Origin of the sequence: Enterococcus sp. HY326, from assembly GCF_026157065.1 — a bacterium.
Taxonomy (GTDB): Bacteria; Bacillota; Bacilli; order Lactobacillales; family Enterococcaceae; genus HY326.
The window spans coordinates 724015-750632 of sequence record NZ_JANLGQ010000001.1 but is presented as its reverse complement, the minus strand read 5'-3'; the positions used below and the strand labels follow the sequence as shown (position 1 = coordinate 750632).

General features: G+C 40.9%; 24 protein-coding genes, 1 riboswitch and 1 other annotated feature. Of the genes, 13 read left to right on the top strand and 11 right to left on the bottom strand.

All coding sequences use genetic code 11. The features are described 5' to 3' along the window. Positions 1–139 precede the first annotated feature (139 nt). The 3 genes from ORH16_RS03645 to ORH16_RS03635 form a co-directional block, all read right to left on the bottom strand. Positions 140–877 carry an amino acid ABC transporter ATP-binding protein gene (locus ORH16_RS03645; protein ID WP_265456315.1) on the bottom strand — a complete coding sequence of 246 codons (738 nt, stop codon included), beginning with the start codon at positions 875–877 and terminating at the stop codon, positions 140–142. 48 nt (positions 878–925) lie between these two features. Beyond that, entirely contained in the window at positions 926–2527 is a 1602-nt protein-coding gene (locus tag ORH16_RS03640; RefSeq protein WP_265456314.1) for an ABC transporter permease subunit, read from the bottom strand. Positions 2528–2608: 81 nt separating this feature from the next. Further along, positions 2609–2781: riboswitch (Lysine riboswitch) on the bottom strand. Between the two features lie 156 nt (positions 2782–2937). Further along, positions 2938–3246 carry a hypothetical protein gene (locus ORH16_RS03635; RefSeq protein WP_265456313.1) on the bottom strand — a complete coding sequence of 103 codons (309 nt, stop codon included), beginning with the start codon at positions 3244–3246 and terminating at the stop codon, positions 2938–2940. A gap of 158 nt (positions 3247–3404) precedes the next feature. On the opposite strand from ORH16_RS03635, the gene ORH16_RS03630 reads away from it, so the two are divergent. Genes ORH16_RS03630 through ORH16_RS03620 form a run of 3 tightly spaced genes read left to right on the top strand, consistent with a single transcriptional unit; the run spans position 3405 to position 4922 of the window. Then, positions 3405–4103, top strand: a complete 699-nt coding sequence (locus ORH16_RS03630; RefSeq protein ID WP_265456311.1) for an NAD-dependent protein deacylase — start codon at positions 3405–3407, stop codon at positions 4101–4103. Between the two features lie 19 nt (positions 4104–4122). Next, positions 4123–4401: a chorismate mutase gene (locus ORH16_RS03625; RefSeq protein WP_265456309.1), complete on the top strand. Its 279-nt coding sequence runs from the start codon at positions 4123–4125 to the stop codon at positions 4399–4401. A 2-nt stretch (positions 4402–4403) separates the two neighbouring features. After that, complete coding sequence (locus ORH16_RS03620; protein ID WP_265456308.1) at positions 4404–4922, top strand: transcription repressor NadR; 519 nt, start codon at positions 4404–4406, stop codon at positions 4920–4922. A gap of 99 nt (positions 4923–5021) precedes the next feature. On the opposite strand, the gene def is transcribed toward ORH16_RS03620, so the two are convergent. Then, positions 5022–5585 (bottom strand): peptide deformylase, encoded by a 564-nt coding sequence (gene def, locus ORH16_RS03615; RefSeq protein WP_265456306.1) that lies wholly within the window; start codon positions 5583–5585, stop codon positions 5022–5024. A gap of 387 nt (positions 5586–5972) precedes the next feature. On the opposite strand from def, the gene rpsO reads away from it, so the two are divergent. Next, positions 5973–6242, top strand: coding sequence for a 30S ribosomal protein S15 (gene rpsO, locus ORH16_RS03610; protein ID WP_265456304.1), 270 nt, complete (start codon positions 5973–5975; stop codon positions 6240–6242). 190 nt (positions 6243–6432) lie between these two features. Then, positions 6433–8565, top strand: coding sequence for a polyribonucleotide nucleotidyltransferase (pnp, locus tag ORH16_RS03605; protein ID WP_265456302.1), 2133 nt, complete (start codon positions 6433–6435; stop codon positions 8563–8565). Between the two features lie 140 nt (positions 8566–8705). Here pnp and tyrS read toward each other — a convergent pair whose 3' ends face one another. Continuing rightward, positions 8706–9908 carry a tyrosine--tRNA ligase gene (tyrS, locus tag ORH16_RS03600; protein ID WP_265456300.1) on the bottom strand — a complete coding sequence of 401 codons (1203 nt, stop codon included), beginning with the start codon at positions 9906–9908 and terminating at the stop codon, positions 8706–8708. Positions 9909–9956: 48 nt separating this feature from the next. Further along, positions 9957–10193, bottom strand: a binding site (T-box leader). A 59-nt stretch (positions 10194–10252) separates the two neighbouring features. Then, on the bottom strand, positions 10253–11107 hold the full coding sequence (locus tag ORH16_RS03595; RefSeq protein ID WP_265456298.1) for an RluA family pseudouridine synthase: 855 nt from the start codon (positions 11105–11107) through the stop codon (positions 10253–10255). Positions 11108–11269: 162 nt separating this feature from the next. On the opposite strand from ORH16_RS03595, the gene ORH16_RS03590 reads away from it, so the two are divergent. Together ORH16_RS03590 and ORH16_RS03585 are read left to right on the top strand one after the other, a co-directional pair. Beyond that, positions 11270–13441: a PBP1A family penicillin-binding protein gene (locus ORH16_RS03590; RefSeq protein WP_265456296.1), complete on the top strand. Its 2172-nt coding sequence runs from the start codon at positions 11270–11272 to the stop codon at positions 13439–13441. Positions 13442–13506: 65 nt separating this feature from the next. Further along, positions 13507–13848, top strand: coding sequence for a YlbF family regulator (locus tag ORH16_RS03585; RefSeq protein ID WP_265456295.1), 342 nt, complete (start codon positions 13507–13509; stop codon positions 13846–13848). A 223-nt stretch (positions 13849–14071) separates the two neighbouring features. Here the strand turns inward: ORH16_RS03585 and ORH16_RS03580 are convergent, their stop codons facing one another. Then, positions 14072–15100 (bottom strand): immunoglobulin-like domain-containing protein, encoded by a 1029-nt coding sequence (locus ORH16_RS03580; protein WP_265456292.1) that lies wholly within the window; start codon positions 15098–15100, stop codon positions 14072–14074. Positions 15101–15514: 414 nt separating this feature from the next. Then, positions 15515–15946, bottom strand: a complete 432-nt coding sequence (gene psiE / locus ORH16_RS03575; protein ID WP_265456291.1) for a phosphate-starvation-inducible protein PsiE — start codon at positions 15944–15946, stop codon at positions 15515–15517. Positions 15947–16326: 380 nt separating this feature from the next. On the opposite strand from psiE, the gene ORH16_RS03570 reads away from it, so the two are divergent. The 4 genes from ORH16_RS03570 to ORH16_RS03555 all read left to right on the top strand — a co-directional run bounded on the left by ORH16_RS03570 (position 16327) and on the right by ORH16_RS03555 (position 22225). Further along, on the top strand, positions 16327–16968 hold the full coding sequence (locus tag ORH16_RS03570) for a bifunctional 4-hydroxy-2-oxoglutarate aldolase/2-dehydro-3-deoxy-phosphogluconate aldolase (RefSeq protein WP_265456289.1): 642 nt from the start codon (positions 16327–16329) through the stop codon (positions 16966–16968). Positions 16969–17365: 397 nt separating this feature from the next. After that, a complete protein-coding gene (locus ORH16_RS03565) occupies positions 17366–18544 on the top strand; it encodes a metallophosphoesterase family protein (protein WP_265456287.1) in 1179 nt (392 codons plus the stop codon). A gap of 47 nt (positions 18545–18591) precedes the next feature. Further along, entirely contained in the window at positions 18592–21294 is a 2703-nt protein-coding gene (locus ORH16_RS03560; RefSeq protein ID WP_265456286.1) for an ATP-binding protein, read from the top strand. Beyond that, positions 21281–22225: a 3'-5' exoribonuclease YhaM family protein gene (locus ORH16_RS03555; protein ID WP_265456284.1), complete on the top strand. Its 945-nt coding sequence runs from the start codon at positions 21281–21283 to the stop codon at positions 22223–22225. Before ORH16_RS03560 ends, ORH16_RS03555 begins: the two co-directional genes overlap by 14 nt. Before the next feature lie 154 nt (positions 22226–22379). Here the strand turns inward: ORH16_RS03555 and ORH16_RS03550 are convergent, their stop codons facing one another. The 3 genes from ORH16_RS03550 to ORH16_RS03540 all read right to left on the bottom strand — a co-directional run bounded on the left by ORH16_RS03550 (position 22380) and on the right by ORH16_RS03540 (position 24431). Further along, complete coding sequence (locus ORH16_RS03550; protein WP_265456283.1) at positions 22380–23414, bottom strand: peptidyl-prolyl cis-trans isomerase; 1035 nt, start codon at positions 23412–23414, stop codon at positions 22380–22382. A gap of 210 nt (positions 23415–23624) precedes the next feature. Then, entirely contained in the window at positions 23625–24005 is a 381-nt protein-coding gene (locus ORH16_RS03545) for a YtxH domain-containing protein (protein ID WP_265456281.1), read from the bottom strand. Continuing rightward, on the bottom strand, positions 24006–24431 hold the full coding sequence (locus tag ORH16_RS03540; RefSeq protein WP_265456279.1) for an HIT family protein: 426 nt from the start codon (positions 24429–24431) through the stop codon (positions 24006–24008). A 165-nt stretch (positions 24432–24596) separates the two neighbouring features. Here ORH16_RS03540 and ORH16_RS03535 point away from each other — a divergent pair, with 165 nt between their 5' ends. Together ORH16_RS03535 and ORH16_RS03530 are read left to right on the top strand one after the other, a co-directional pair. Next, positions 24597–25346 (top strand): ABC transporter ATP-binding protein, encoded by a 750-nt coding sequence (locus ORH16_RS03535; protein ID WP_265456277.1) that lies wholly within the window; start codon positions 24597–24599, stop codon positions 25344–25346. A 15-nt stretch (positions 25347–25361) separates the two neighbouring features. Then, positions 25362–26579: an ABC transporter permease gene (locus ORH16_RS03530; protein ID WP_265456275.1), complete on the top strand. Its 1218-nt coding sequence runs from the start codon at positions 25362–25364 to the stop codon at positions 26577–26579. Positions 26580–26618 lie beyond the last annotated feature (39 nt).

Here is a 26618-nt window from a genome sequence, read left to right as displayed (position 1 = left end):
TAACAAAACAATCAAAAATATTCAATAAAAATATAATTAGAAATTAACTGTTACTTTTAACCTTGATTGCTTTGGAAGTATATCATTTTTTAGCAAAAAAATAAAAAGATATGGCTTAACATATCTTTTTATTAAATATTTAATCCTCAAGAATCCGCTGTAGGAAAGCCTTCGTCCGCTCGTGACGGGGGGTGACAAAAATATCTTCAGGAGTGCCTTCTTCTGCAATAATTCCTTGGTCCATAAAAATCACCCGGTCGGAAACATCTTTTGCAAAAGCCATTTCGTGGGTGACAATTACCATTGTCAGGCCAGTGTGGGCCAAAGCCTTCATGGTTTTTAAAACTTCTCCCACCATCTCTGGGTCAAGGGCTGAAGTCGGTTCGTCAAACAACAGCACATCAGGATTCATGGAAAGCGCTCGGGCAATGGCTACCCGTTGCTTTTGACCACCGGAGAGCTGACTAGGCTTCGCTTTAACAAAGCGAGCCATCCCGACTTTATCTAAATTTTCTAAAGCAATTTTTTCGGCCTCCGCTTTAGGACGCTTCAAGACAGAAATTTGACCAGAAGTACAGTTGTCCAGCACATTCATATTGTTGAATAAATTAAATTGTTGGAACACCATTCCTAAATGGGTCCGATATTTTGGTAAGTCATAGCCGGGAGTTAAAACATTTTCCCCGTGAAATAAAATTTCGCCGCTGGTAGGAATTTCTAACAAATTGATACAGCGTAAAAGAGTTGACTTACCTGAGCCGGAGGAGCCGATAATTGTCACGACTTCTCCTTTTTGAATATCTAAGTGAATATCCTTTAAGACTTCATTTTTACCGAAGTCTTTTTTTAAGTGATTAATTTCAATAATATTTTCCATAGCTTACTCCTTCTTAGGAAAAAAATCTATCAGCAGTTATCAAAGCTCTTATTTATCTGCTTCAATTAAGACATCAGTGTTTTCAGCAGCTTCATAGCTGTCGGGACCATCCATGCGTTTTTCCACCACTCGTAAAATCCGGGTAATAGTAAAGGTCAAAACAAAATAAATCACACAGATAATGGCATAGGTTTGGAAGAACATATAATTTGTTCCAGCGGCAGATTTTCCTTGGAAAAATAATTCTGTCACAGAAATAATACTCAAGACAGAGGTATCTTTAATATTGATGACAAATTCATTGCCAGTCGCTGGTAAAATATTGCGCATCACTTGAGGCAAGACGACCTTCAGCATCGTTTGACGATGGGTCATGCCGATTGCCTGAGCGGCTTCAAACTGACCTTTGTCGACTGAAAAAATACCGCCACGAACGATTTCTGACATATAAGCCCCCGTGTTTACGGAAACAATAATTAGAGCAGCAACAGTTCGATTCATATCTAAATTAAAGGCTAGAGCCATTCCATAATAGAAAACAGCTGCTTGTACAATCATCGGGGTTCCCCGGAAAATTTCAATATAGGCCGACAATACCCAGCCGAAGAATTTTTGCAGGCCTCGTTTAATTTTATTTGCCGCTAAGGGAGTTGTCCGATAAACACCGACTAAAAGACCAATAAAGGTGCCGACAAAAGTTCCAATAATTGCCAGAAAGAGTGTCATGCCGGCCCCTTGTAAAAAGAGGGTGCCGTTTTGGCGAATAATCCGCACAAAAGCATTTTCATTGTTTCCGTCTGTGCTATTATCTTCAGCGGTGGCTGGTTGGGTTTCAATCGCATTGTCCATAATGTCGATTCGTTCATCTTCTGAGATGCCCGCTAAGATTTGATTAATCTCCGCTAGGTAAGGAGAATTTTTTTGTAATCCCACCGAGACTTGGACATCTTCTGGATTCACATTGAAGCCTTGACCGTCCGCAAACTCGACCATTTTTAAATCAGGATTAACCTCTTGTGCGGTAACCCCTTCTGGTCGTTCGCTGACATAGCCGTCAATGGTGCCGGACTCTAAGGCCACTCGCATAGCGGCAAAATTATCATAGGCCGTCAGTTTTTCAACATCTGGAATTTGATCAATCACATCATAATGAAAGGTGCTCAGCTGAGCGGTAATTCTAGCACCAGCAAAATCCGCTAAAGACGTAGCTGTGGCATAGCGGGTATCATTGCGGGTGACAATGACCAAATCTGATTCGTAATAAGCATCAGTGAAATCAATTTCCTGGCGCCGTTCTTCAGTCGGCGACATGCCGGCAATAATCGCATCAATCACACCAGATTGTAACGATGGCAATAAACCGTCCCACTCAGTTTTGACAATCACGAGCTCTTTTCCTAAACCCGCAGCAATTTTCTTGGCGATTTCGACATCATAGCCGCCAGCATATGAGCTGTCGCCGGAAATCGGCACGGCACCATTGGCATCGGTTTGCTGAGTCCAGTTAAATGGGGCGTAGCCTGCCTCCATGCCCACCCGAAACTCACCGTTTGTAACCGCAGTCTCGCTTGTGGAGGTGGTGGCATTGGCAGCTTGCGGCCAAATTATCAAACACAGCAGCGCCGTCAACAGTAAATAAAATTTTTTCATAAGTATATTCCTTCCCTTAATTCCTCACGACAAAAAAACAGCCTAGCTAAATTGACTAGGCTGTATACATCTTCATGAACCGACATCCATAGCACAACTTAGCAATTTGCTAAGACAGTTCGCAAATTATTCATTTGCGCCCCAACATCAGCTTGATGAGTCAAGATGATATTTCGGCGGCCTTGCCTAGCTCTGCTTCATAGAAAACTCATTTCTCCACAGGATTAATCAAGTCCGCAACCTCTACCTTAATAAGGTGTGTCATATTTAATTGTTATGGGCAAGTGTATGGTGAATTCAGAAAAATGTCAATGTTTTTTTAAATTTCTCTGAGAATCCTGTAGCGGCCAACAATTTTCAGTACAAAAAAACAAGAATTCCAATGAAAGAATTCTTGTCTTTGTTTTTCATTAAGCTGTTGCTTCTTTTGGTTCGCGGCCTAAGATTGCGTAAGCCAAAGCGATGACTAAGAGGATACCGATTAGCACCCAGATTAAGCTTGAATATTGAACAATAGCGAAGTATGACCGCCAAGTACGGAAAACAAACATCGTTACGCCCAATGCAATAACGGAAACAACATTTAAAAAGGCGAAAACCCAAAGATTTCCATTTTCTTTGCGGGATAAATAAAAAATACCGAAGAATAAACTTAATGCGATCCAAGCCATGTTTATAAGGATTAGACCCCAATAAATAATGTATGCCAATGCTACCATTTGATTCACCTCACTTTATATTCCGTAAATAGTTTATCACGTTCCCTTGAGATTGTCATGGTGAAAAAATAAACAAAGAGAAAACTTTGTAAGAATTCTCAGCAGAATATCACTTTTCCGAAAAATTACGCTATACTAAGGAAAGATGAGGTGATGAGGTGAAAACGATGACAATCAAGGAAAGTATTGCATTGATGCGACAGGCGGAAAACATCACGTTTCTAACCGGCGCCGGAGTTTCCACACCTTCGGGAATTCCAGATTATCGTTCGCTGCAGGGTGTCTATCAGGGGATGACCGCACCAGAGTATTTATTAAGTCACACGGCTTTAATCCAAGAGCCGGCAAAATTTTATGAATTTGTTCAATTATTGTATCATCCAGATGCCAAACCTAATGTGATTCATCAAAAAATGGCGGCCTTTGAAAAGCGCAAACCGACGCGGATTGTCACTCAAAATATTGATGGTCTCCACAGTAAAGCTGGCAGCCAACAATTAGTTGAGTTTCATGGCAGCTTGTATCACTGCCATTGCCGCAAATGTCGCTTACCTGTCTCATGGCAAGACTATCTTATTAGCGATGTCCATGAAAATTGTGGCGGGCAAATCCGACTAGAAGTTGTCTTATATGAAGAAGGTTTTCAAGAGGCTGTCATTGAAAATGCCTTGCAGGCTGTGGCATCAGCAGATTTAATTGTGATTGTGGGCACGACTTTTCAAGTGCATCCATTTTGTGATTTGATCAACGGCAAGACGCAGCAAAAGGTTTTGGCGATTAATCAAACACCTTTAGGGCATCCATTGATTGATTATTTCTATCAAGGAGCAGCCGAGGAATTATTTAAACAAGTCTAAAAAAGAGAGGACGCACTAAATGAAGGCAGAAGAACTACGGGAACAGCGGCAAAAAATTGATGCTATCGATCAAGAAATTGTCGCTTTATTGGAAAAGAGAATGGCAGTGGTCAGCCAAATCGCCGCTATTAAAGGCGACAGTCAGGTTGTCTATGATCCCGCCAGAGAAGCGGTGGTTTTAGAGCAGGTGGCGGAGCTGGTTCAGCAAAAAGACTATCAAATGGCAATTCAACAGACTTTTAAAGACGTGATGAAACACTCCCGCAATTACCAAAATCAACAATTAAAGCAGGGTTGACAATGAATGATGGACAAAGAAGAAAAGAAATGATTATCGCCGCTTTAAAGGAGGCTGAAAAACCAATCAGTGCCCAAAAGTTTGCGAAAGAATTAGGGGTGAGCCGCCAAATTATTGTTGGTGACGTGGCTTTATTGAGAGCCAGCGGTCAACAGATTATGGCCACCGCCAGAGGTTATTTATTAGCCGGTGATGAGAGCGGCACCACCGCAAAAATTGCCGTCCAGCACGGTCCGGACCAAACGGAGGAAGAGCTGAATATAATCGTGGCAAACGGCGGGGAAATTTTAGATGTAATTGTCGAGCATCCCTTATATGGGGAATTGCAGGGAAATTTGCAAATCAAAACCTTTGCAGATGTTCGTCGCTTTATTGCAGACTATCAAAAAGCTGAAGCCACCTTGCTGTCAGAATTGACGGAAGGGATTCATCTGCACACGATTCGTTTTCAGACAGAAGCTGATTTAGTCAAAATTAAACAAGCCTTACAGGAGCAGCAGATTCTATATCAAGAAAAATAGAAATACCAGTTCCTCGACTTAAATTGTAAGGGAAAGCGCCAAAAATTTTGGTTTTTGGTGGCCTTTGATTAAGTCAGGGAACTGGTATTATATTATGGTTTATTCTAAAACTAAGACGCCATCTTTTAAGGCGTATGGATTTTCAGCATCGATGTGGTCATAGAACATCACACCGTTTAAATGATCAATTTCATGCTGAACGACAATCGCTTGATAATTTTTCAAGCGGATTTTTTGCTGCTGCCCTGTTGCGTCAGTATAAGTGACCGTCACTCGTGCGTGGCGAACGACATAGCCGGGCACTTCTCGGTCAACTGATAAACAGCCTTCGCCTTCACCAAGGCAGGCATCTTGAACAGAGTGGCTGGCAATTTTTGGATTGTACATGACCGCACTTAACTGGGGCTCTGGTTTTTCAGGATCGTCACTGGGTACATGGACGGCGATAATTCTTTTCGAAATATCTAATTGCGGAGCCGCCAAACCAACGCCTCCCCGTAGTTGCAATTCCTCAGCCTTGACGGGGTCTTGGCTGTTGATTAAAAATTCCAGCATATCTTTACCTAACTGCACATCCTCTTCAGAGAGTGGCAAGCTGACTTCTTTAGCGACTTCCCGCAGGGTTGGATGGCCTTCGCGGATAATATTTTCCATGGTAATCAAAATTCTAAATCCCCTTCCTTCAATTAAAGATGGACCTGAAAAGGCTGGTCAGCTGTTCTTTAATTGATTCTCGTGAACTAAGTTTAACACAAATTTTTGGCAATGGTATAGAGTTGTTGACCGATAGCTTTTTCAGCGAAAACTTTTCTTAAGAAAATTATCACTGGCAGCTTGCTGTTTTGTCTAAGGACAGCAACTGAAAGCAATTTCTGAGATTCCCTAAAAATTCCCTAAAAAAAGCCGGCTTTCACAGGTCGGACTATTGCTTTTTTTAACAAATTCAAGTAAAGTATACTCTGTGCTAAGGCACCGCCTATCACTTGGTTTGACGAATCACCAACGTCTTACTCAGTCATGGGGAGAATATTTTAGAAAGAGGTGGAAAACATGGCAATTTCAAAAGAACGCAAAAACGAAATCATCGCTGATTACGCTCGCCATGAAGGAGATACTGGTTCACCAGAAGTACAAATCGCTGTATTAACGGAAGAAATCAATCACCTGAATGAGCATGCACGAGTTCACAAAAAAGATCACCATTCTTACCGTGGACTAATGAAAAAAGTTGGTCACCGTCGTAACTTGTTAGCTTACTTACGTAAAACTGACGTTCAACGTTACCGCGAATTAATCCAACGCTTAGGCTTACGTCGTTAATCAAAGGAAAGTGGGGTTCCAAGGGGATCTCACTTTTTTTCTGTAGGATCTACCGCCTGTTTTAAGGCGCAAAAATAAACCCCTCCAACCGCCAAGAGACCTTCTACTAACCAAATGAAAGTTTGAAATTTTTTTAAATTTTCATTTGTTTAGTAGCGTGTCAGGGCAAGTTGGAAAAAAGGAGCAGAATATGTCAGAAAAACAAGTTTTTAAAACAAACTGGGGCGGACGCCCGCTGGAAGTTGAAATCGGACAAATGGCCAAACAAGCCAATGGAGCTGTTTTGGTTCGTTATGGCGACACAGTTGTACTAAGTGCTGCTGTAGCCTCAAAAGAAGCCAAGGATACTGATTTCTTCCCATTGACGATTAATTACGAAGAAAAAATGTATGCTGTCGGAAAAATTCCGGGAGGCTTTATTAAACGGGAAGGCCGTCCAAGCACCGACGCAACCTTAACTGCCCGCTTAATTGACCGTCCAATTCGGCCGATGTTTGCTGATGGCTTCAGAAATGAAGTCCAAGTAACCAACATCGTCATGAGTGTTGAACAAGATTGCTCACCTTCAATGGCGGCAATGTTTGGTTCATCATTGGCTTTAGCTATCTCAGATATTCCTTTTGATGGTCCAATTGCTGGTGTGGATGTCGGTCGGGTCAATGGTGAATATGTCTTAAACCCAACTGTTGAACAAGCCGAACAAACCGATATTTCCTTAACGGTTGCTGGTACTAAAAAAGCGATTAACATGGTGGAATCTGGTGCCAAAGAAGTTTCAGAAGAAGATATGCTAGGCGCTTTGCTCTTTGGTTTTGCGGCCATCCAAGAATTAGTCGCTTTCCAAGAAGAAATCGTTGCGGCAGTCGGCAAGGAAAAAATGACTGTGACTTTATTGGAAGTCAATCCAGACTTGAAAAAAGAAATCTTTGCTGAATATTATCCTGTGATGAAGGAAGCGGTCTTAACCGAAGAAAAATTAGCTCGGGAAGACAATATTGAAGCCGTCAAAGAAAAAGTTAAAGAAGTTTACGGTGAAAAATATGCCAATGTTGAATTAGAAGACATTGACCAAGTACAAATCACCAAAGAAATCAAACAAATTGCCGAGGACTTAGAAAAAGATGTCGTTCGGGAATTAATTACCATTGATAAAATCCGTCCTGATGGCCGTAAATTAGACGAAATTCGGTCATTGTCTTCAGAAGTCGGTATCTTACCACGGGTCCATGGTTCTGGTTTATTCACACGGGGACAAACGCAAGCATTGTCAGCGGCAACTTTAGCACCCCTTGGGGAACATCAAATTATTGACGGCTTAGGCGTGGAGGATTCAAAACGCTTTATCCATCATTATAATTTCCCACAATTTTCAGTTGGTTCAACTGGCCGTGCCGGTTCACCAGGTCGTCGGGAAATTGGTCACGGTGCGCTAGGTGAACGGGCCTTAGCTCAAGTGATTCCAAGTGAACAAGACTTCCCTTACACAATTCGTTTAGTAGCAGAAGTTTTAGAATCAAACGGTTCTTCTTCTCAAGCAAGTATCTGTGCAGGCACCTTAGCTTTGATGGATGCTGGTGTGCCGATTAAAGCACCGGTTGCCGGAATTGCGATGGGTCTAGTATCTGATGGGGAAAATTACACCATCTTAACAGATATTCAAGGCTTAGAAGACCATTTAGGCGACATGGACTTTAAAGTGGCTGGGACTAAAGACGGTATCACCGCCTTACAAATGGATATTAAAATCCAAGGAATCACCGAACAAATTCTATCTGAAGCTTTGACACAAGCCAAAAAAGCACGGATGGAAATTTTAGCTGAATTAACTTCAACCTTAGCAGAACCACGGAAAGAATTAAGCAAGTATGCACCTAAGATTGAAATGATTCAAATTGAACCAGCCAAAATCAAAGACGTCATCGGTAAAGGCGGCGAAACCATCAATGGTATCATCGACGAAACCGGCGTTAAAATTGATATCGATCAAGAAGGTAACGTCAGCATCGCTTCTGCGGATGCGGAAATGATTCAAAAAGCCATCAAGATCATCCAAGACTTAACCAAAGAAATTCAAGTTGGCGAAGTTTACTTAGGTAAAGTGGTCCGTATTGAAAAATTTGGCGCCTTCGTGAATTTAATCAAAGGCAAAGATGCATTAGTGCATATCTCGCAATTAGCTAACGAACGGGTTAACAAAGTGGAAGACGTTGTGAAACTTGGCGATGAAGTGCTGGTGAAAGTAACGGAAATCGACAGACAAGGCCGGGTGAATGCTTCCCGCAAAGCCATGTTAAAAGACGAGAAAAACGACGAAACAAAATAATTACCTCACAAAACTGCTGCAAGTCGGTGAAAACTGATTTGCAGCAGTTTTTTTGGTTTGAAACAGAATGTATTATTTATCAAACTGGGTCCTCGCTGCTTAGTGACAGTACAAATACTGGCTCAGCCGTTACAATCATTTCAATCAAAACGGTAAAAATTCTTCTTGCCGATTTTTAAAATATCGCCAGACGTGATAGTCAAAGATAAATCTTCAAGTTCTAACAAGTGTTGATTTAGATGGACGCCTTTTTGCTGCAATAGTCGACGAAAGGCACTTTTACTGGCAATAATTTTCTTTTCAATTAATAATGGCAGCAAATTTTCCAAAGTTGTCGCCTGCTGAAGCTCAATCAGCGGCATAGCTTCTGGCATAGCCCCCTGCTTAAAAACTTTTTTGAATTCTTGAGCCGCTGCTTCTGCCAGAGGGCTGCCGTGGTATAGGGTGGTAATTTCAAGAGCTAATTCCAACTTAATATCTCGGGGATTTTCACCAGCCGCCAGCCGTTGGGATAGTTCATTTATCTGCTGAGGATGAAGATCTGTCGCTAATTCAAAGTATTTGATAATTAACTTATCCGGCACCTCCATGACTTTTTTGAACATAATCGGCGGGGCTTCATTAACACCGATGTAATTATTTAAACTTTTGCTCATCTTATGAATGCCATCTAAGCCTTCTAATAGCGGCATAAAAATGGCGACCTGTTTTGCTAAATTTTGTTGTTGCTGCAATTGCCGCCCCATCAAAATATTAAAGGTTTGATCGGTGCCGCCTAACTCAATATCAGCTGAAATAGCCACAGAATCTTGAGCCTGCATCAAGGGGTAGAAAAATTCATGCAGACCAATCGGTACTTGATTGCGGTAGCGTGTTTGAAAATCATCCCGCTCTAACATGCGGGAAATGGTTGTGCTGCTAGCCAAACGCAGCACCTCAGCGAAATTCATTTTAGTCAGCCACTCACTATTAAAACGAACGGACGTTTTTTGCGAATCTAAAATCTTGGTCAGCTGTGTAACGTAGGTTTCGGCATTTGCTTGAACCTGTTGGGCTGATAATTGCTGGCGTCCCTGAGCCTTTCCAGTCGGGTCACCGATTTGGCCGGTGAAATCGCCGATAATTAAGACAACGTGATGGCCTAAGTCTTGCAGCTGTTTCATTTTCCGTAAAACCACAGCATGCCCTAAATGGATATCTGGAGCAGAAGGGTCTAGCCCTAGTTTGATAATCAATGGTGTTTTGGTGGCAATGGAATTTTCTAATTTTTTTAATAAATCCGCCTCTGAAATAATTTCCTGCACACCTTTTTTAATCATGACCAATTGTTCTTCTGCTTGCATTTTAACCACTCCTTTAAAAAATAAAAAAACGCCCTTCAGCTTATTCAGCTAAAGGACGTCCAACAGACGTGTTACCACCTAAATTCAGAAATTGCTCTGACAATTTCCCTCAACAAGTACCTCTGATACTTGTGCGTTTTTAACGGACGCAAGCCCGATTCCCCTACTAAAAATTCAGGTGACAGCTCAAAGATGTATTCCTAAAAGTTTTCTTTGCGCCTCTCATCAGCCGGCTACTTTCTGTAAAATACCACTTAAAGTACTCGTTCTTCTCAACACTTGTGTATGAAATTATCAGCAGTGTAGCATTTGTGCTTTCAGCTTGTCAAGTTTTCCTAGAGGCTCTACCATAATCCAGGCTCGGCTGTGACCAAGATTTCTTTTTTAGAAAAGGGGTGGGGCATTTTAAGCTGATAGGCGTGAAGAGCTAGCCGCTGCTTACGACTACCGGGATTATACAAAGGATCACCGACTAGCGGATGCCCGATACTTAATAAATGCACACGAATCTGATGGGTGCGGCCAGTGTCCAACTGGCAAATTATTTTTGATGTTGCACCGCTTTTGAGGACATGCACATGGGTGATTGCTGCTTGGCCATTTTTAGAATCGATGATTCGTTTGCGACGATCATGACGGTCACGGCCGATTTTTTTTGAAATCGTTAAATCTTTTGACAACTGCCCTTCAACGATTGCTTGATAAAACCGTTGAATTTGCTTACTTTCCAAGAGACGACCTAAAATCGGCAATACCAGCGGATTTTTGGCAAAGACGATACAGCCGCTGGTTTCTTTGTCCAAACGATGAACGACAAACGGTTGAGTTCCTGCTGGTTTCAGATAGGCGGCTAAGTGATTGAGTAAAGTATCATTTTCTGTCGGCTGATTTGGATGAGTTTTAATGCCAGCCGGTTTGTTGACAATGATGACATGCTCATCTTCAAAGAGAACGTTAATCAATGCGGGATTGCCTAGTGCTATCGCTTGATACTGATAATCATCAGCCTCCAAGACTAGCGTAATTTGATCGCCACTGCGAACAATTTGGTGAAACATAGCGGTTTGCTTGTTGACGGCAACATTTTTACGTATCCGTAAAAAATGGCGGACTTTTCGTGGGACTAGCCACTCTTCTTCCAAAAGCTGGCGCAGCGTGATTTCCGGATGATTTTCCGGCAATGTAATTGTATATTCCATGGGAGCTCCTTAAAATTTATCAGATATTTAATAGTTTTGTAGGATATTCCTTACATTTATCCTCTATAATCAGAGGGCTATCCTAAAATTTTAGAACAGTTAGACTTATGGTAAACTATATAGCATATTTTACAATTTTTATTGGAAACGGAGTAGCCTTAAATGGATTTTCAAGGAATTTTAAAAAAAATCGGCGAAGGGTTAAAAAAGTTTTGGCACTGGCTTAAGCCTTATCTATCGAAGTTTCATCAAGCTCGTAAGCGGATTTGGAAAAAATATCACATCAATAAAATTATTATTTTATTATCCTTAGTGGCAGTTTTAGTTACCAGCATTTATCTTTATACAGTTGCTAAATCAGTCGATGTAGCCGATTTGGAATCAAACTTGCGGGCCTCCACCGTCGTTTATGATAAAGATGGGGAAGAAGCAGGTTCGCTGACAGGAACTTTCGGCCAAAAGGGTACCTACACAGATTTGGCGAATATTTCATCTTATATTCAACAGGCGGTGATAGCCACAGAAGACAAAACCTTTTATAGTCATAATGGCTTCAGTATTAAGGGGATTTTACGGGCGGCATTTAACTCGTTGCGATCGGGTTCGATTGCCGGCGGTGGTAGTACCATCACCCAGCAACTAGCTAAAAATGCTTTTTTAACTCAAGACCAAACCTTAACTCGGAAAGCCAAAGAATTATTTATGGCGATTGAAATTGAGAAAAAATATTCAAAGGATCAGATTTTAGAAATGTATCTGAACAATGCCTTTTTCGGAAACGGAGTTTGGGGTGTTGAGGATGCATCTCAAAAATATTTTGGTGTCAGTGCTAGTGAGGTCACCCTCAGCGAAGCGGCCATGCTGGCTGGTATGCTGAAGGGACCAAGTATTTATAATCCAATCGACAATCCAGAGAATGCTAACAATCGTAAAAGTACAGTGCTTTCTTTGATGCTGGAGGATACTGTTATTACCCAAGAGCAATATGATGTTGAAAACAGCGTGGATATTACAACATTGCTATATGATAATTATGAAGCCAAAGACGACTACAGCTATCCTTATTATTTTGATGCTGTTATCAATGAAATTACCAACGAGTATGGCATTAACGAAGAAGATTTGCTACAGGAAGGCTATCAGATTTATACAGCCTTAGATCAAAATCAGCAAAACGCCATGCAGACAGTTTACGAAAATGATTATCTCTTCCCGGATGCGGCAGCAGATGGACAAATTGTTCAATCCGGCTCAGTAGCTGTTGACCCCAATACTGGTGGTGTGACAGCTTTGGTGGGGGGGAGAGGCGATTATACCCTGCGGGGCTTTAACTATGCCACCCAGACACAACGTGCACCGGGCTCAACCTTAAAACCAGTTAGTGTTTATACGGCTGCATTGGAAGCCGGCTACACGCCGAGCAGTATTTTACAGGATACGGCACTGGATTATTATGATGTCAAGAACTACGACGGCACCTATTCTGGCGAAGTTCCGATGTATCAGGCGGTTGCCCAAAGCTTAAATAGTCCGGCTGTCTGGCTGTTAAATGAAATTGGCGTCGATGTCGGCTACGCAGAAACCCAAAAATTTGGCATTCCACTGGCAGAATCAGATGCTTATTATGGTCTTGCCTTAGGTGGTTTGGAAAAAGGTGTTTCTCCGCAACAGATGGCTGAGGCTTATGCTGTCTTTGCCAATGGTGGCACCTTGTATGATACTCATCTAGTTACTAGAATTGTTGATTCTAGCGGAGCCGTGATTGTTGACAACACGGATCAAAGTGGCTCAAGAGTGACCAGCAGTGATGTCACGGATGCTATGACGAGTATGCTTTTGGGAGTCTTTTCAAATGGGACTGGCTCGAGAGCCAATCCTAGCGGGTATACGATGGCCGGAAAAACTGGGACTCAAGAAGCCAGTTTCTCTGATACAGCAAACAGCGACCAGTGGATTGTCGGTTATACACCGAATATTGTTATAGCTACTTGGATGGGATTTCCGACAACCGATGAGAGTCATTATCTGGAGGGCTCCAGTAGCACTGGGGTATCCCCGGTTTTCAAAGCACAAACAGAGGCCATTTTGCCGTATGTTGAGTCGGCAAGCTTTGATGTAGTTGACGCCTACTTAACAGATGGTCAAGTTGTTTCAACGGAAGAATACAATGAATCAAGCAGCAGTGAATCAAGTTCTGATAGCAGTAGCAATTGGTCCGATTCATTGAGTGGCGTTGGCGATAGCTTGAAGGAGATTGGTGGTCAGATTAAAGACGGCTTTGACAACCTTGTCGGCGGTGCCAGCGACTGGTGGAATTCAATTACCGGTGACTAATTTTGCCTATCAAAAGTTAGATTTCATGTTACAATAAAAGATATCAAGAAAAGGAGCTTATCCAAATGTCTAATATTTACGATAGTGCCAATCAAATCGAACGGGAAATCAGAACTTTGCCAGAATTTAAAGCTTTACAGGAAGCCTTTGAAGCAGTCAAAGCAGATAGTGAAGCGTATCAAGTGTTCCAAGATTTCCAAGCATTGCAAATGCAATTACAAGAAAAAAGCATGCAAGGTCAAGAAATTACCGATGAAGATGCTACTAACGCACAGGAAATGGCAGCGAAAGTTCAAGCTGCACCATTAATTAATACTATGATGGAAAAGGAACAAGCCTTCAGCACAATTATGAATGACTTAAACCGCATCATCATGACACCAGTACGGGAAATGTATCAAGGATAATTAATTTAAAGCTAAAGAGCTTCTCCAACGATAAAATTATAAGAGTAGGTAATTGACTTTAAAATTTTAAGTTGGAGATGCTCTTTTTTTGTTTTGAAAAAAATAAAAAAACCGAATATCTCCTAGAAAGCCAAATGCAGATTGCTAAATTTGAACAAATTGCATTTGGCCGACTAGTGAGATCTTCGGTTTTATTTCGTTGCAATTGACGTGAAGTTTACGACTAAGCGTAGGCCACGACAATTAAATTAACAGTATCATTGACACAAGCTTGCAGGGTGATTCTTTCACCACCGCCACTTCCGGTAATGGTACTCCAGTAGTTAACACCATCGCTAATACCAACAGCAGAATCATTCACTTGGAAAATTGAAGAGACTGTGTAAGTGGTTGGTGTGCCATTGCTGTCAGTAACAACAATCTGGCTGCCAGAACCTAAACTGAAAATTGCTGAGAAAATACCAGGGTTATGGCCAATAAAATGTGTGTTTAAGCCATCTGTACCAGATTGAACAGCTGCACCTCCCCAAGTGGAAATTGTTCCGTTGGGATTGCTGTCAATAATGCTTTGACCGCTGCCTTGGCCACCATTTTGGTAAGGGATGGCTGTGCCAGCAAGGTACATGGTCATTGCTGAATATGATGAAGTTGCTGAAACATTGGTTGTTGTACTGTTACTTTGAGAAGCGCTACTAGAATCGCTCGCTGCTGAAGAATTATCAGCAGTTGTAGTAGAAGAGCTTGCTGCCGTTGTATCTTGGCTAACAGTTTGCGCAACTGCTTCAGGTTGAACAACTTCATTGACTGTGACTGTCTTAGTAGCCGTTCCAGTATTGCCGGCTTTATCAGTGACACTCAATTTAACTTCATAAGTGCCGGGTGTTTGGGTATCAACTGTACCCTCTGTTTGAATTTGGTCTGTTACATCTTTATCAACATTATCTTTGGCGGTTACACCATCTAAAATATTTAAATCTGTTCCTTCATCAATTGTCACATCTTCCGTTGTAATTACCGGTGCAACATTATCTGTGAGAGAATCACCAGCTTCGGGAACATTTTCGATTAATTGAACTGAATCTTCTGTACTGTCAGCAGCCAGTTGATTAGCTAAGTCAACACTGCTTAAAGTTTCTGCATCTGCAACGTCTGCAGGAGTTAGTGATTGGTATGCCAAGGCACCACCTGAGACAAATACCGCACCAGCAACTAAAATTCCTACAACCATCAACTTTTTATTCGTATCTTTCATTTTTGGGTCCTCCAAATTTTTTTTTGGCGGATTCCATTTATCGATAAATCAAATCTACACCCATAGTATAGAGCCGATTAAGCGAATTACTGTAGTTCCGAAACTGGTTTTGAAATAACAAAAGTGGAAAACCTTAGAGCTATCAAGGGTTTTCCGTTCTATTTCAAGAATTTTTCAGATTTTATAAAAAAAGATAGATAAAATAACGTTCTTGTAATTTTTTTGAAGAGTAAAAAGTGAATGATTTGCTGAGTCGTATGGCTTGACAGTCTTTTCTTGTTTTGGAAAATTAGTATTATTTGTTTCTTTTAAATGTAAAAACGTCACAAAAAAACTCTTCAAATTTTTCTAAACACAGAAAAATTTGAAGAGTTAAATAACTGTCATGTAATTTTTTTAGCAGGTAATTTTTGATTATGGATTTTCTTGGTCATGATGATGATTGTGAAATGAAGTGCTGACCTTGTTCAAAATGTAAAGGACAATCACCAACAAGAGAATCGAAATCGACAAGAGCAGAGTTTGCTCAGCTTCTCCGTGGATTACCAAAAGCTGTCTTAAAATCGCAGTCAAGCTAATTAAGATTAAATAGCGAATCGGAATATGATGCCCTTCTTGAATATAGCGGACAATCATCATCACAAATTCAAACAACATAAAGAAGGAAGTAATCTCCGACATGATTATGGTAAAGTTGTCTGAATTGACAGGCTCAAAGATAAAGCGCCACAAATCTAGCAGATAACGGGCCATAAAGATTAAGACGATAATAGCTAAGATTCCTAAAACGATATCTAAAATAATATTTAGAATTTTCTTTAATTCATGGTAACGGGTTTCATTCATATTTTCGGCTCCTTTTGTTTAATTTTACCATAAGAAAAACTTTTTGTTTTTGGATTTATCTTTTTTGCAGCCAAAAGGACATAAAAAGGCCAGCAACTTTCTCTAGAAGAGATGGGTTGCTGATCTTTTTGAGAAAAATACGGGGATAAGAGATTTCAAGTGTTCAAAGTAAAAGAGTAAAATTGTAGTTTTTTTTTCCTTAATTAATAAGAGATTGGAAAAAGTTGTGAAAGTAAAGTATGCTAGAGGTACTATTAGAATTTTTGAGAGCGCTTAATAGAATTGTTTTAAAAATATTGAATCTATTTTATCCATGCAAGGGCTACACGAAGCAGTTATCAAAAGTTCAAAATAAATTTGCGAGAAAAGAGGCTTTTCTGATGTTAGCAGATATGAATCACCAACTATATCAGCAAATTGCTGAAACCAAATTATTGCCGTTGTACACAGCAACAGATTTATCCTATTTAGATAAATTAGAAGAAATCTTAGTTGCCAATGATGTCAAATTTATCGAAGTGACCTTCCGCAGTGGCTTGGCCGCTGCCGCAATTGAAAAATTGGCGGCTTCTGGAAAATTAATTGTCGGAGCCGGCACCGTGCGGACACTGGAGCAAGCTCAGCAGGCAGTTGAAAACGGTGCTCAATTTATCGTTTCGCCAGCAGTTGTGCCAGCAGTGATTGAGTACAGCATCCAACAAGGCATTCCCATTTTTCCGGGCACTGCTACTCCTGGTGATATTCAGCGGGCAACCGAGTATGGCATTAAAGTCGTGAAATTCTTCCCAGCCGATATTTACGGTGGTTTAAAGGCTATCAAAGCATTGCGGGGACCATTTTACGATGTTGAATTTTTACCGACAGGCGGTATCAATGACGCCAATTACTTGGAATATCTAGCAACTGAAGGCATTATCGCTGTGGGCGGTTCCTTTATTATTTCAGAGGAAGCCATCAAAAAAGATAATGGTGTCAGTGCAAACAAAGTACTGGCAGACTTAGTAAAGGGCATTAAGCACTAAAAATTTTATGAGATATCCCATAAGTTCACGAAGGAATTAAGTTTTGATTTTAGCTGTTTTCTTTTTATAGAAGACAGCATAGAATCTGGTGAAAATTCTACATGGGCTTATGGGATTTTTTTAAGAACGAAATAGTAGAGAGATTTATATGAAAAATCTTGTACTCAAATAATCACATAACTGCAACTTCAGCACAGCAAGAATAAAATTTTGAAACAGACTATTAATTTTTGAGGCAAATCATTTATCAAGTGGTTGTCTAAAACAGTCTTTTTCCAAAATATTACTTGCTAATCAACTGAAGGGGCAGTTTTTTTATGGGAACAAATTTTCGCCTTTTTGCTGAATTTGCCAGCAAAGAATGATAAAATTAACAAAAGTAAAAAAGGAGGGCCTTATGCGACTTTTACATATAGCGGATTTTCATTTTGACCGGGCCTTTGAGGGTCTGCCGCAAAATCAAGGGATTGATTTTACAAATTTAGAGGGAATCAATCAACAAGTTTGGCAGAACACGCTGGATATTGCGTTAAAGCGGCAAGTAGACGCGGTAATTTTAGCTGGTGATACGTTTCATCAGGTACAGTCCTCTTTAAAAATGCAACGGCTTTTTTTTGATGGCTTGCAGCAATTGGCGCAGGCTAAAATTCAAATTGTGGTGATTTTTGGTAATCATGATTACTATCAAGAAAATAAATTTTGGTTTCATTTTCCCGAAGAGGCAATCGTTTTTACAGAAGAAAAGGTCAGCACAAAAATTATTCCTTTAGCCAATGGTGAAACCGTGGCTTTTTCCGGTTTTAGTTTTACTAAACCGTGGATTGTAGAGGAAAAGGCTTTGGAATTTCCACTGCGGGAACGGGTCGATTATCATATTGGCATCTATCACGGGGAAATCGGCAATAAAAATCGTTATGCACCGTTTCAAGTTGGACAGCTGGCGGAAAAAGGCTATGATTATTGGGCTTTGGGGCACATTCATAAGGGCCAGCAGGTTTTTGAGCGGGGCTATTATGCTGGCACGCCTCAAGGACATAATCAAAAAGAAAATAGTGGGACTGGCGTTTTATTAGTTGATATTAAGGGCAGTAATCTTTCAGTTGAAGCTGTTTCCGTAGCTGAAGTCGACTGGCAGGCGCAGCCGATTTCCCTAAAAGATTTAAAAGAAATCGGTCAATTGGGAGCAACTTTTGTGGGGAAAATCAAAGCAGCGCTAGCGACTCAGCGGCAGACTTTTTTACGACTGAGTTTACAAGATTATGACCAATTGGGAAATGAATTTATCAAACGTGTTCAGTCAGGGGAAGCCTTAAGCTTATTAAACCAACAGCTGCAACAGGTTCATGAGCCGATTGTTGTGACTGAGATTAATTTAGAGTCTGTCGCTAGCGAAAGCGGATTGCCGATTTCTGAAGAATTATTGAATCAAGGTCTGGCGTTATATCAGGATCAGGAAATTTTTAATAATGCCCTCAAGGATTTAACGGCTAATCCAGATTTGCGGGGGATTTTGGCTGACGATTTTCAAGAGCAGGTGCTAAGGGCGACGCAAAAATTAATTAAGCTGCAGGAGTAAACATAAACTAACAGAGTATTTATGTTAGTGATAGAAACGAGGACAAGATGGAATTAATCAAAGCAGAAATTGCCGGCTTTGGCAAATGGCAGCAAACAAATTTTGATTTTGTTAAAGGAAATCAGCTGTTTTTTGGCTTGAACGAAGAGGGCAAGTCAACTTTGTATCAATTTATTATTGTGATGCTCTTTGGCTTTCCTAATAAAGGCAAGCGTCGGCGCAGTTACGAACCGGCAGATGGCGCCAGTTTTGGCGGGCGACTGTGGATTTCACATCCTGTTTATGGTACCTTGCTGATTGAACGTTTCCGTGGCAAAAATCGCGGCAAAGCGACGGTTTTTAAAGAGGGCAATCGCTTTGATGAAGACTATTTGACGAAGGTCTTAAGCCCTTTGACAGAAGATAGTTTTCGCAAAGTGTTTACTTTAAATCAAGAGCAGTTGACGGATTTAAATCAGCTGCAGGAAAATGAATTGCATGAGCTGTTGACCTCCCTTGGCGCTGTCGGCAGTGCTGATATTTTTCAAACGCGTCAGCGCTTTGATAATCAGGCCCAGAGTATTTATAAACGGCGGGGACTGCGGCAGCCGCTAAACGAGAAGCTGCGGCAATTGCAGCAATTGCAAAAAAAAGTTCGTGATAAGCAAGATCAAGAGGAAAGCTTTGGCCGTTTGATTCAGCAACGGGAAAAATTGCAGCAGGAGTTAAACCAGCTGGCCCAAAAAAATACCAAATTGCAAGAGGATAATCTGACCTTTGCCCAACAGGAAGCCCATTGGCCGCAATATGAGGAGTGGCAGCGGCTGCAGCAGGCACACCCAAAAATCTCTGATCAGGAATTAGCATTTTTAAATGAGGAATATCAAAAATATCAGCAGCTGGCCAAGCGGATTGAAGAGTTGGCAAAGCAGCGGGAAAAGGCTCAGGACACCAGCAATTTAGGCAATGATTTTTATTTTTACTTAGAAAATGAAGAACAAATTCAGCAAGTGCTGCAAAAAGAACCGCAGCTGCGGGTGGTTTTGGAGCGCTTAAATCAACGGGGCAATCAAAAGGATCAAGATTTTTTAGAAAATTATCAAGCAGTTTGGGGCTGGAGTCCGCAGTTTCCGCCACAGGCCTTATCAGCGGAGGAGCAGGAGCGCTTTCGAATTGACTATCAACAGCTGTTATCAGAAGAACAGCAACTGCAGCTGCGTTTACAATTAGCAGATGAACAAAGGGCGCAACTAGATCAAGAGGTAGAGCTTTTAGAAACAGATGAAAATCTGCAACACCCAGCTTCAACATCTACTAAAACATTGCCACTAGTTTTGATTGGCAGTGGTATTCTAGCAGGAATTTTTAGTGTGTTAGTTTTAAGTGGCGTTGCTAGAAGCTTAGGTTTCCTTCTAGCTGGCTTACTATTAATTGGCGGTGGGTATTTCACTTTTCTTAATAAGCAAAGCCGAAAAAAAACAGCTGGCCCACAGACTGGTCCAAGAAAGCTGTGGCAAGAAAAATTAGTTCAGTTGGATCAGGTTCAAGGGGCGATTTTTGACTATGAGGAGCAGCTAAAGACTAATGAAATGAGCCTTAAGCAATTGCAGCAAAACTTTTCAGAGGTGATTCGCAGTCACCATTTAGGCAATCTGACCTTGGAAAACTTTTCTGAAGGCCTCCAGGATTTAACTTATTATCTGAAGGTACTGGCGGATTTTTCTGAAGGTCAGGCCGTGTTTGAAACTGCCCAACAAGAGGCGCAGCAATTTTTCCACGAGATTCAGTTTTTAAATCCCTGGCTGCCATTAAAAGACAGCAGCATTCCAGAAATTTTCCAACAGATTAAGGATTTTGCCCACCAGATGCAGATGGTCAAAGCTAGCCAAAGTCAACAGCAGATTTTATTTATTCAGCAGGATTTTTTGCAGCAGACGAAATTGCAGCGGGAAAGTTTGGCTCAGCTACAGCCTTTTATGGAGCGATTCAAATTAAAGCAGCCTTCTGATTTGGTGACCTTTATTGAAGCTGAAAATCAGCTGCGGGCCGCAGAAAAGCGATTAGTTGAATTAGAGCCAGTGATCGCCGAGTTTTTCCCGATAGAACTGACAAAAACCGAATTTCAATATGGGCAGACGGCTTTACGCAAGGAAATTGAAGCCACCAATCAACAATATCAAAGGGGTTTGCAGGAAGAACAACGATTGACAGCAGAAATTCAACAGATGGAAGCTGACGGCCGTTTAGATGAGCTATATGCTCAGCTGGCGGGGCTGGAAGCAGAGGTTCAGCGGTTAGCACTTGAGTGGAGTAAGTACAAAATTGCCGAAAATCTTCTAGGCGATTTATCGACGGAGCTTTCCAATGTCCAATTGCCAGCGTTATTGAATAAGGCCAGCCACTTTATTGAGATTTTGACAGAAGGACGTTATCAGAGCATTGAGTACCAAGAGGATTTAGTTTTACGAGCACAACGGCAGACGTTTTCTTTATTTGAATTGTCCACCGGCACCAAAGATCAGGTGATGATGGCGATTCGTTTTGGCTTTTTAGCTTTAGAAAAAAATCGCCAGTTAGCCCCGATTATGATTGATGACGGCTGGCTTCATTATGATTATCGTCGCAAGCAGCAATTAGCCAAACTTTTGGCTGGATTTGGCAAGGAACAGCAAATCATCTGTTTCTCTTCTGACCGGGAAATGTTAAGCTATTATCAAGAGTTTCAACAATCGGTAAATTATTTAGGAGGAAATTCCCTTGAAAAAAATTAAACAGCTCACCTTGGATGAAGAATTTGAATCTTTTGTCTTGATTAAAGGTGCCGATGTCCGTTTGGCTAAAAATAAAAAGAAATTTATCGCCTTTACCTTCCAAGACACTTCCGGGACTATCGATGGAAAATACTGGGATGCCTCTGAAGAAGAAATTAATCGCTACACAGCTGGAAAGGTTGTTTCGCTAACTGGTAAGCGGGAAGTTTATCAGGGAAATCCCCAGGTTAAAATTTTGCATCTGCGCTTAGCGAAACCGGAGGAGCCGGCTGATCCAAGTTTGTATATGGAACGAGCGCCCATTAAGCGAGAAGCGATGGAAGAGGAAATCAATCAAACGATTTTTGAAATCACCAATGCCCATTGGAATCGAATTGTTCGTTTCTTATTGAATAAATTTCAAAAGGAATTTTTTGAGTTTCCAGCGGCCAAACGCAATCATCACGCCTTTGCCGGGGGCTTAGCTTATCATACATTGACGATGCTGCATTTGGGTAAAAGCATCGCTAAAGAATATCCAGAACTAAATGCTTCTTTACTATATGCGGGGATTTTACTCCATGACTTAGGGAAGGTTATGGAATTGACAGGACCGGTTGCCACGGAATATACAATTGAAGGAAATTTAGTCGGCCATTTGGTCATGGTGGACGAAGAAATTGTCAAAGCTTGCACTCAGTTAAAAATTGACGAAAAGGCGGAGGATGTGATTGTGCTGCGGCATATGGTCTTGGCGCATCATGGCTTATTAGAATACGGTTCACCCGTTCGTCCGCGGATTATGGAGGCGGAAATTTTGCATCAAATTGATAATTTAGATGCATCCATGCAAATGATGCTTTCAGCCATCCGGCAAACGGAACCAGGACAATACACCGAAAGAATTTTCGGCATGGATAATCGTAGCTTTTATGTACCGAAAACTGAATAGCAGAAAAATCAGCTGTAAATGACAAGTGAAGCGACCTCTAAAAATTAGTTTTTTAAGCTAATTTCTGGGGGTCACTTTTATTAGTTATTGCAGCTGAATTTTTTGAATCAAAAAACCAGCCTTAGCTCACGAGCTAGGGCTGGTCAATTTTTAATTATTCAGCTGCACTACTAGATTCAGTTGTTGAAGATTCTGTAGTGGATGATTCAGTTGTAGAAGACTCAGCAGTTGAAGATTCTGCGGTAGAAGAATCTGAAGTTGCTTCAGAACTTGATGTTGCTGCTGAATCACTAGTTGATGAGCTTGTAGTTGTTAGATAGTTTGATAATATGCTTGAGAAGTCGTCGTCTTTCATCGTTACATTCGCATCTTGTAAAACTTTCGCAATGGTTTCAGTCCGGAAAGTTTGGTCAGCAGTAATTGTATCTAAGGCAACTTCATTTAAAGTATCTTCGTATTCGCTCATATCATCGCCCTTATCAGAAGTCGCAATCATTTTCACGATATAGTAGTAAGTTGTGTAAGTAGAAGAATCAGTTACAGAGATTACGCTAGATACTTGGTCATTGGCTAATTCAAAGGCCGCTGTTTTCACTTCATCAGGTACATCAGTTGAAGTAGAGTCAAAGGTGAAATCAACAGTGCTGTTAGTTGAATTGGCAGCAGCTAATTCTTCAAAATCGCCACCGTTGTTTAATTGATCCACGATGCTGTTAGCAGTTTCTTCATCAGTGACAGAAATGATTTGGGCTTCAACTTCTGGGTGGAAGCTTTCCCAAGCAGTTTCTAAATCTTCGTCAGTTACTTCAGCATTGGCCTTCAAACCAGCTTCAAAAGCTAAGTTTTGTTTTAAGGCAGCCTTATAAGTTTCTTCAGTGTAGCCGTAAGTTTCTAATTGTGAATCAAAATCGCTATAGCTGGCAGCAATTTCGTCATAACGGTCTTGCACATCATCGTCAGAGACATCGTCGCCGTATACTTCTTCAAAAACGGTAAAAATGATTAAGTTTTGTAATGTGCTAGTATTTGTGCTGCTCAATTTGATTTCATCGTAGTAATCTTCGACTGTAATTGAACCGCCTTTATACGTAGCGATTTCGTCGCTCATGCTTTCGCTGCTGCTAGAACAAGCCCCTAAAGCTAGCAAACCGACAGCGGCTAATGTAGTAAACAAAATTTTCTTTTTCATTAAATAATTGCACTCCTAAAATAGTTTTTTTGCGTTTGCACAACTACTACTATACCACAATTACTAAAAAGGAAAATATCATTCACAAAAAAATAATATATGAATTTTTTTAGAAGGCGCTGTTATGACAACAAAAAAAGGCGGAAAAGGCTTGAACTAGCCCTTCCGCTTATATTGTTCACAAGTTAGTAAATCTTCTTATTTTATTCGTTAATCATCAATAACTTCTGCTTTCTTGACAGTTTTTACAGAAACTGGAGGGTCTTGAGGCATACTTTTTTGAATTTTTTCCAGCTGCTCCATAATTTGCGCCACCCGTGGCTCAGCTTGAAATTGAAACTGCCGCACATCCTTTTCGATGCCGCTTTGGACAGCTGGTATTATTTCTTCAGCAGTGGCAATGGTAGTAGCCAAGGCAGCTTTAAAATTGTTCAAGCTGTCATTGACCTCCATCGTCAAGTCAGTCATCTCATCAAGGCCGTCGCGAACTTTTCGACGAGTTTCATTGCCGCTGTTAGGAGCTAGTAGTAAGCCGCCAACTGCGCCAGCTGCTGCGCCGAATAATAAGCCTTTTGCAAAGTTTTTTAACATTTAGTTCACCTGCTCTTGAATAGTTTGGGCAATTTTTGCCATTTCTTCAGAAGTATAATTATCTTGATTGTTGCCAAAGTGAATCGAAAAATCATCTTGCTTGCTATAGCGGGGAATCAAATGAACATGGGAATGGAAAACCGACTGATAAGCCAGCTCTTTATTATTATTGATTAAATTCAGGCCCTGCATTTCAGGAAAGGCCTGCTCAATTGCCCGAGCAATTTTAGGCAGACGGGAAAAAACAGCTGCTGCCAAGGCTTCATCATATTCAAATAAGTCATTCACATGTTGTTTAGGCACGACCAAAGTATGGCCTTTGGTTACTTGGGTAATATCTAAAAATGCATAGACCTGATCATCTTCATAGACTTTATAGCTGGGAATTTCCTGATTGACGATTTTACAAAAAATACAATTTTCCATCGTAAAACTCCTCCTTCAAATTGCTGACCGCAAAGATTGGACGGCAGCTTTTTATAAAACTAATTGCCATAACTTTATCATAAATCTCAGCAATTGAAAAATTCCTTTTTCCCGAAAGGAACTTCATCATGTATAATGGGAATAAGAAAATTGGAGGCCAAAGAAATGACGTTAAAGATTACAGACTTAACAGGCGGCTACGGCCCGATTCCTGTATTAAAAGATATTAGTTTTGAAGTAAATAATGGTGAAATGATTGGCTTAATCGGCCTTAACGGAGCCGGTAAGAGTACCACAATTAAAAATATTATCGGCTTGTTAACGCCGACTAAAGGTAAAATTGAAATCGACAGCTTGACCTTAAGAGAACAACCGGAGGATTATCGCAAAAAAATCGGCTATATTCCTGAAACGCCTTCGTTGTATGAAGAATTGACCTTGCGGGAACACATTGAAGTGACGACAATGGCCTATGACATTCCTCAAGAGGTGGCCTTTGCCAGAGCAGAAAAATTATTGGCAACTTTTCGTTTAGAAAATAAATTAGACTGGTTTCCAGCTAATTTTTCTAAGGGAATGAAGCAAAAAGTGATGGTGCTCTGCGCTTTTTTAATTGAGCCCAGCTTGTATATTATTGATGAACCCTTTTTAGGCCTTGACCCATTGGCAATTAATGCCCTCTTAGAATTAATGGATCAAATGCGTAATGACGGAGCGGCGATTTTGATGTCAACACATATTTTGGCAACGGCTGAAAAATATTGTGACCGGTTTGTCGTCCTCCACAATGGCGAAATTCGCGCCTTGGGAACAATGGCGGAACTGCGGCAGGAATTTAATCTGCCGGGTTCCTCCCTTGATGAAATTTATGTCGCTTTAACCAAAGAAGCAGCGCAGCCTAGCGCTGGCGTTTAATGGGGGCCTAAATTTATGATGGGAGAATTTTTTTCAGTCCGTTTAGGGCGGCATCAAAAGCGGATGCTCCGCTATTTGCGCTATGTGTTTAATGATCATTTCACGATTGTGCTGCTCTTTTTATTAGGCGGTCTATCCTTGTATTACTCACAGATTTTAGGCAGTGTGCCACAGGGTTCGTGGTTAGTTTCAGTTTTTGTGGGAATTCTGTGGCTGGCAAGTTTGCACTTTGGCGGCTTGGCAACGCTGGCTCAAGAAGCTGATATGGTCTTTCTCTTACCAAAAGAACGGGCGCTAAAAAGTTATTTTGTTCGTAGTCTGCGGTATTCCTGTATCTTACCTTTTGTTGTGCTACTCTTTATTTCCGGCTTTACGATGCCGCTATTAGTCATCAGTACCCAGCGAGGCTTGGGTAATTTCGTTTGGTATTTAATTGCATTGTGGCTCTTAAAAATATGCCAGTTGATTTTGCAATATTATCGCTTGTTTCAACATGATCAACGGACGAATTTCAATGTCAATCTGATTTGGCTGACCTTAAGTCTTATCAGTATTTTTCTGGGGATTTTTGTCGCCCCTTGGTTAGCAGTCATCTGTGCGGGCTTAGGAGTATTGGCTTTTTGGCATTTGTATTTTAGCCGTAATCTAGAACCACTGGACTGGGAAAAAATGGTGCTGACCGAAAAAAATCGTGTCCACCGGATTTATCAGTTTATCAATCTCTTTACCGATGTGCCGGAGATTACTGGGACGGTTAAACGCCGCAAATATCTCGATCCAATTTTAAATAAAATCAACAATACCCACAGCAATACTTATATTTATTTGTATGCCAGACGGATGATGCGGGGATCTGAATTTAGCGGATTGTATCTGCGTCTAGTGGTGATTGGCGGTGTCTTACTAGCCTTTTTAGATGATTTTTATTTTTCTACCGGAGTCGCCCTGCTGTTCATTTATCTGATTGGCTTTCAGATGATTCCTCTTTACAATCAATTTAAGTATATGATTTTGACTCATCTGTATCCTGTGTCAAAAAAACAGCAGCAAACGGCCTTAGAAAAATTAATTTTTGGCTTGCTATTATTTGCTGCCATCGTCTTTGGTGTCATTAATTTTATTGTTTTAGGAATTTCTCTAGACAGTTTGCTAGCTTTTGTCCTATTGTTAGCAGAGGTCCTCTTGTTTGTGAAATTTTATATTCCAAGTCGAATTAAGAAGATGCAGGATTGAGATAATTCAGCGTCAATTTTTGTAAAAGAAGGGAACTTA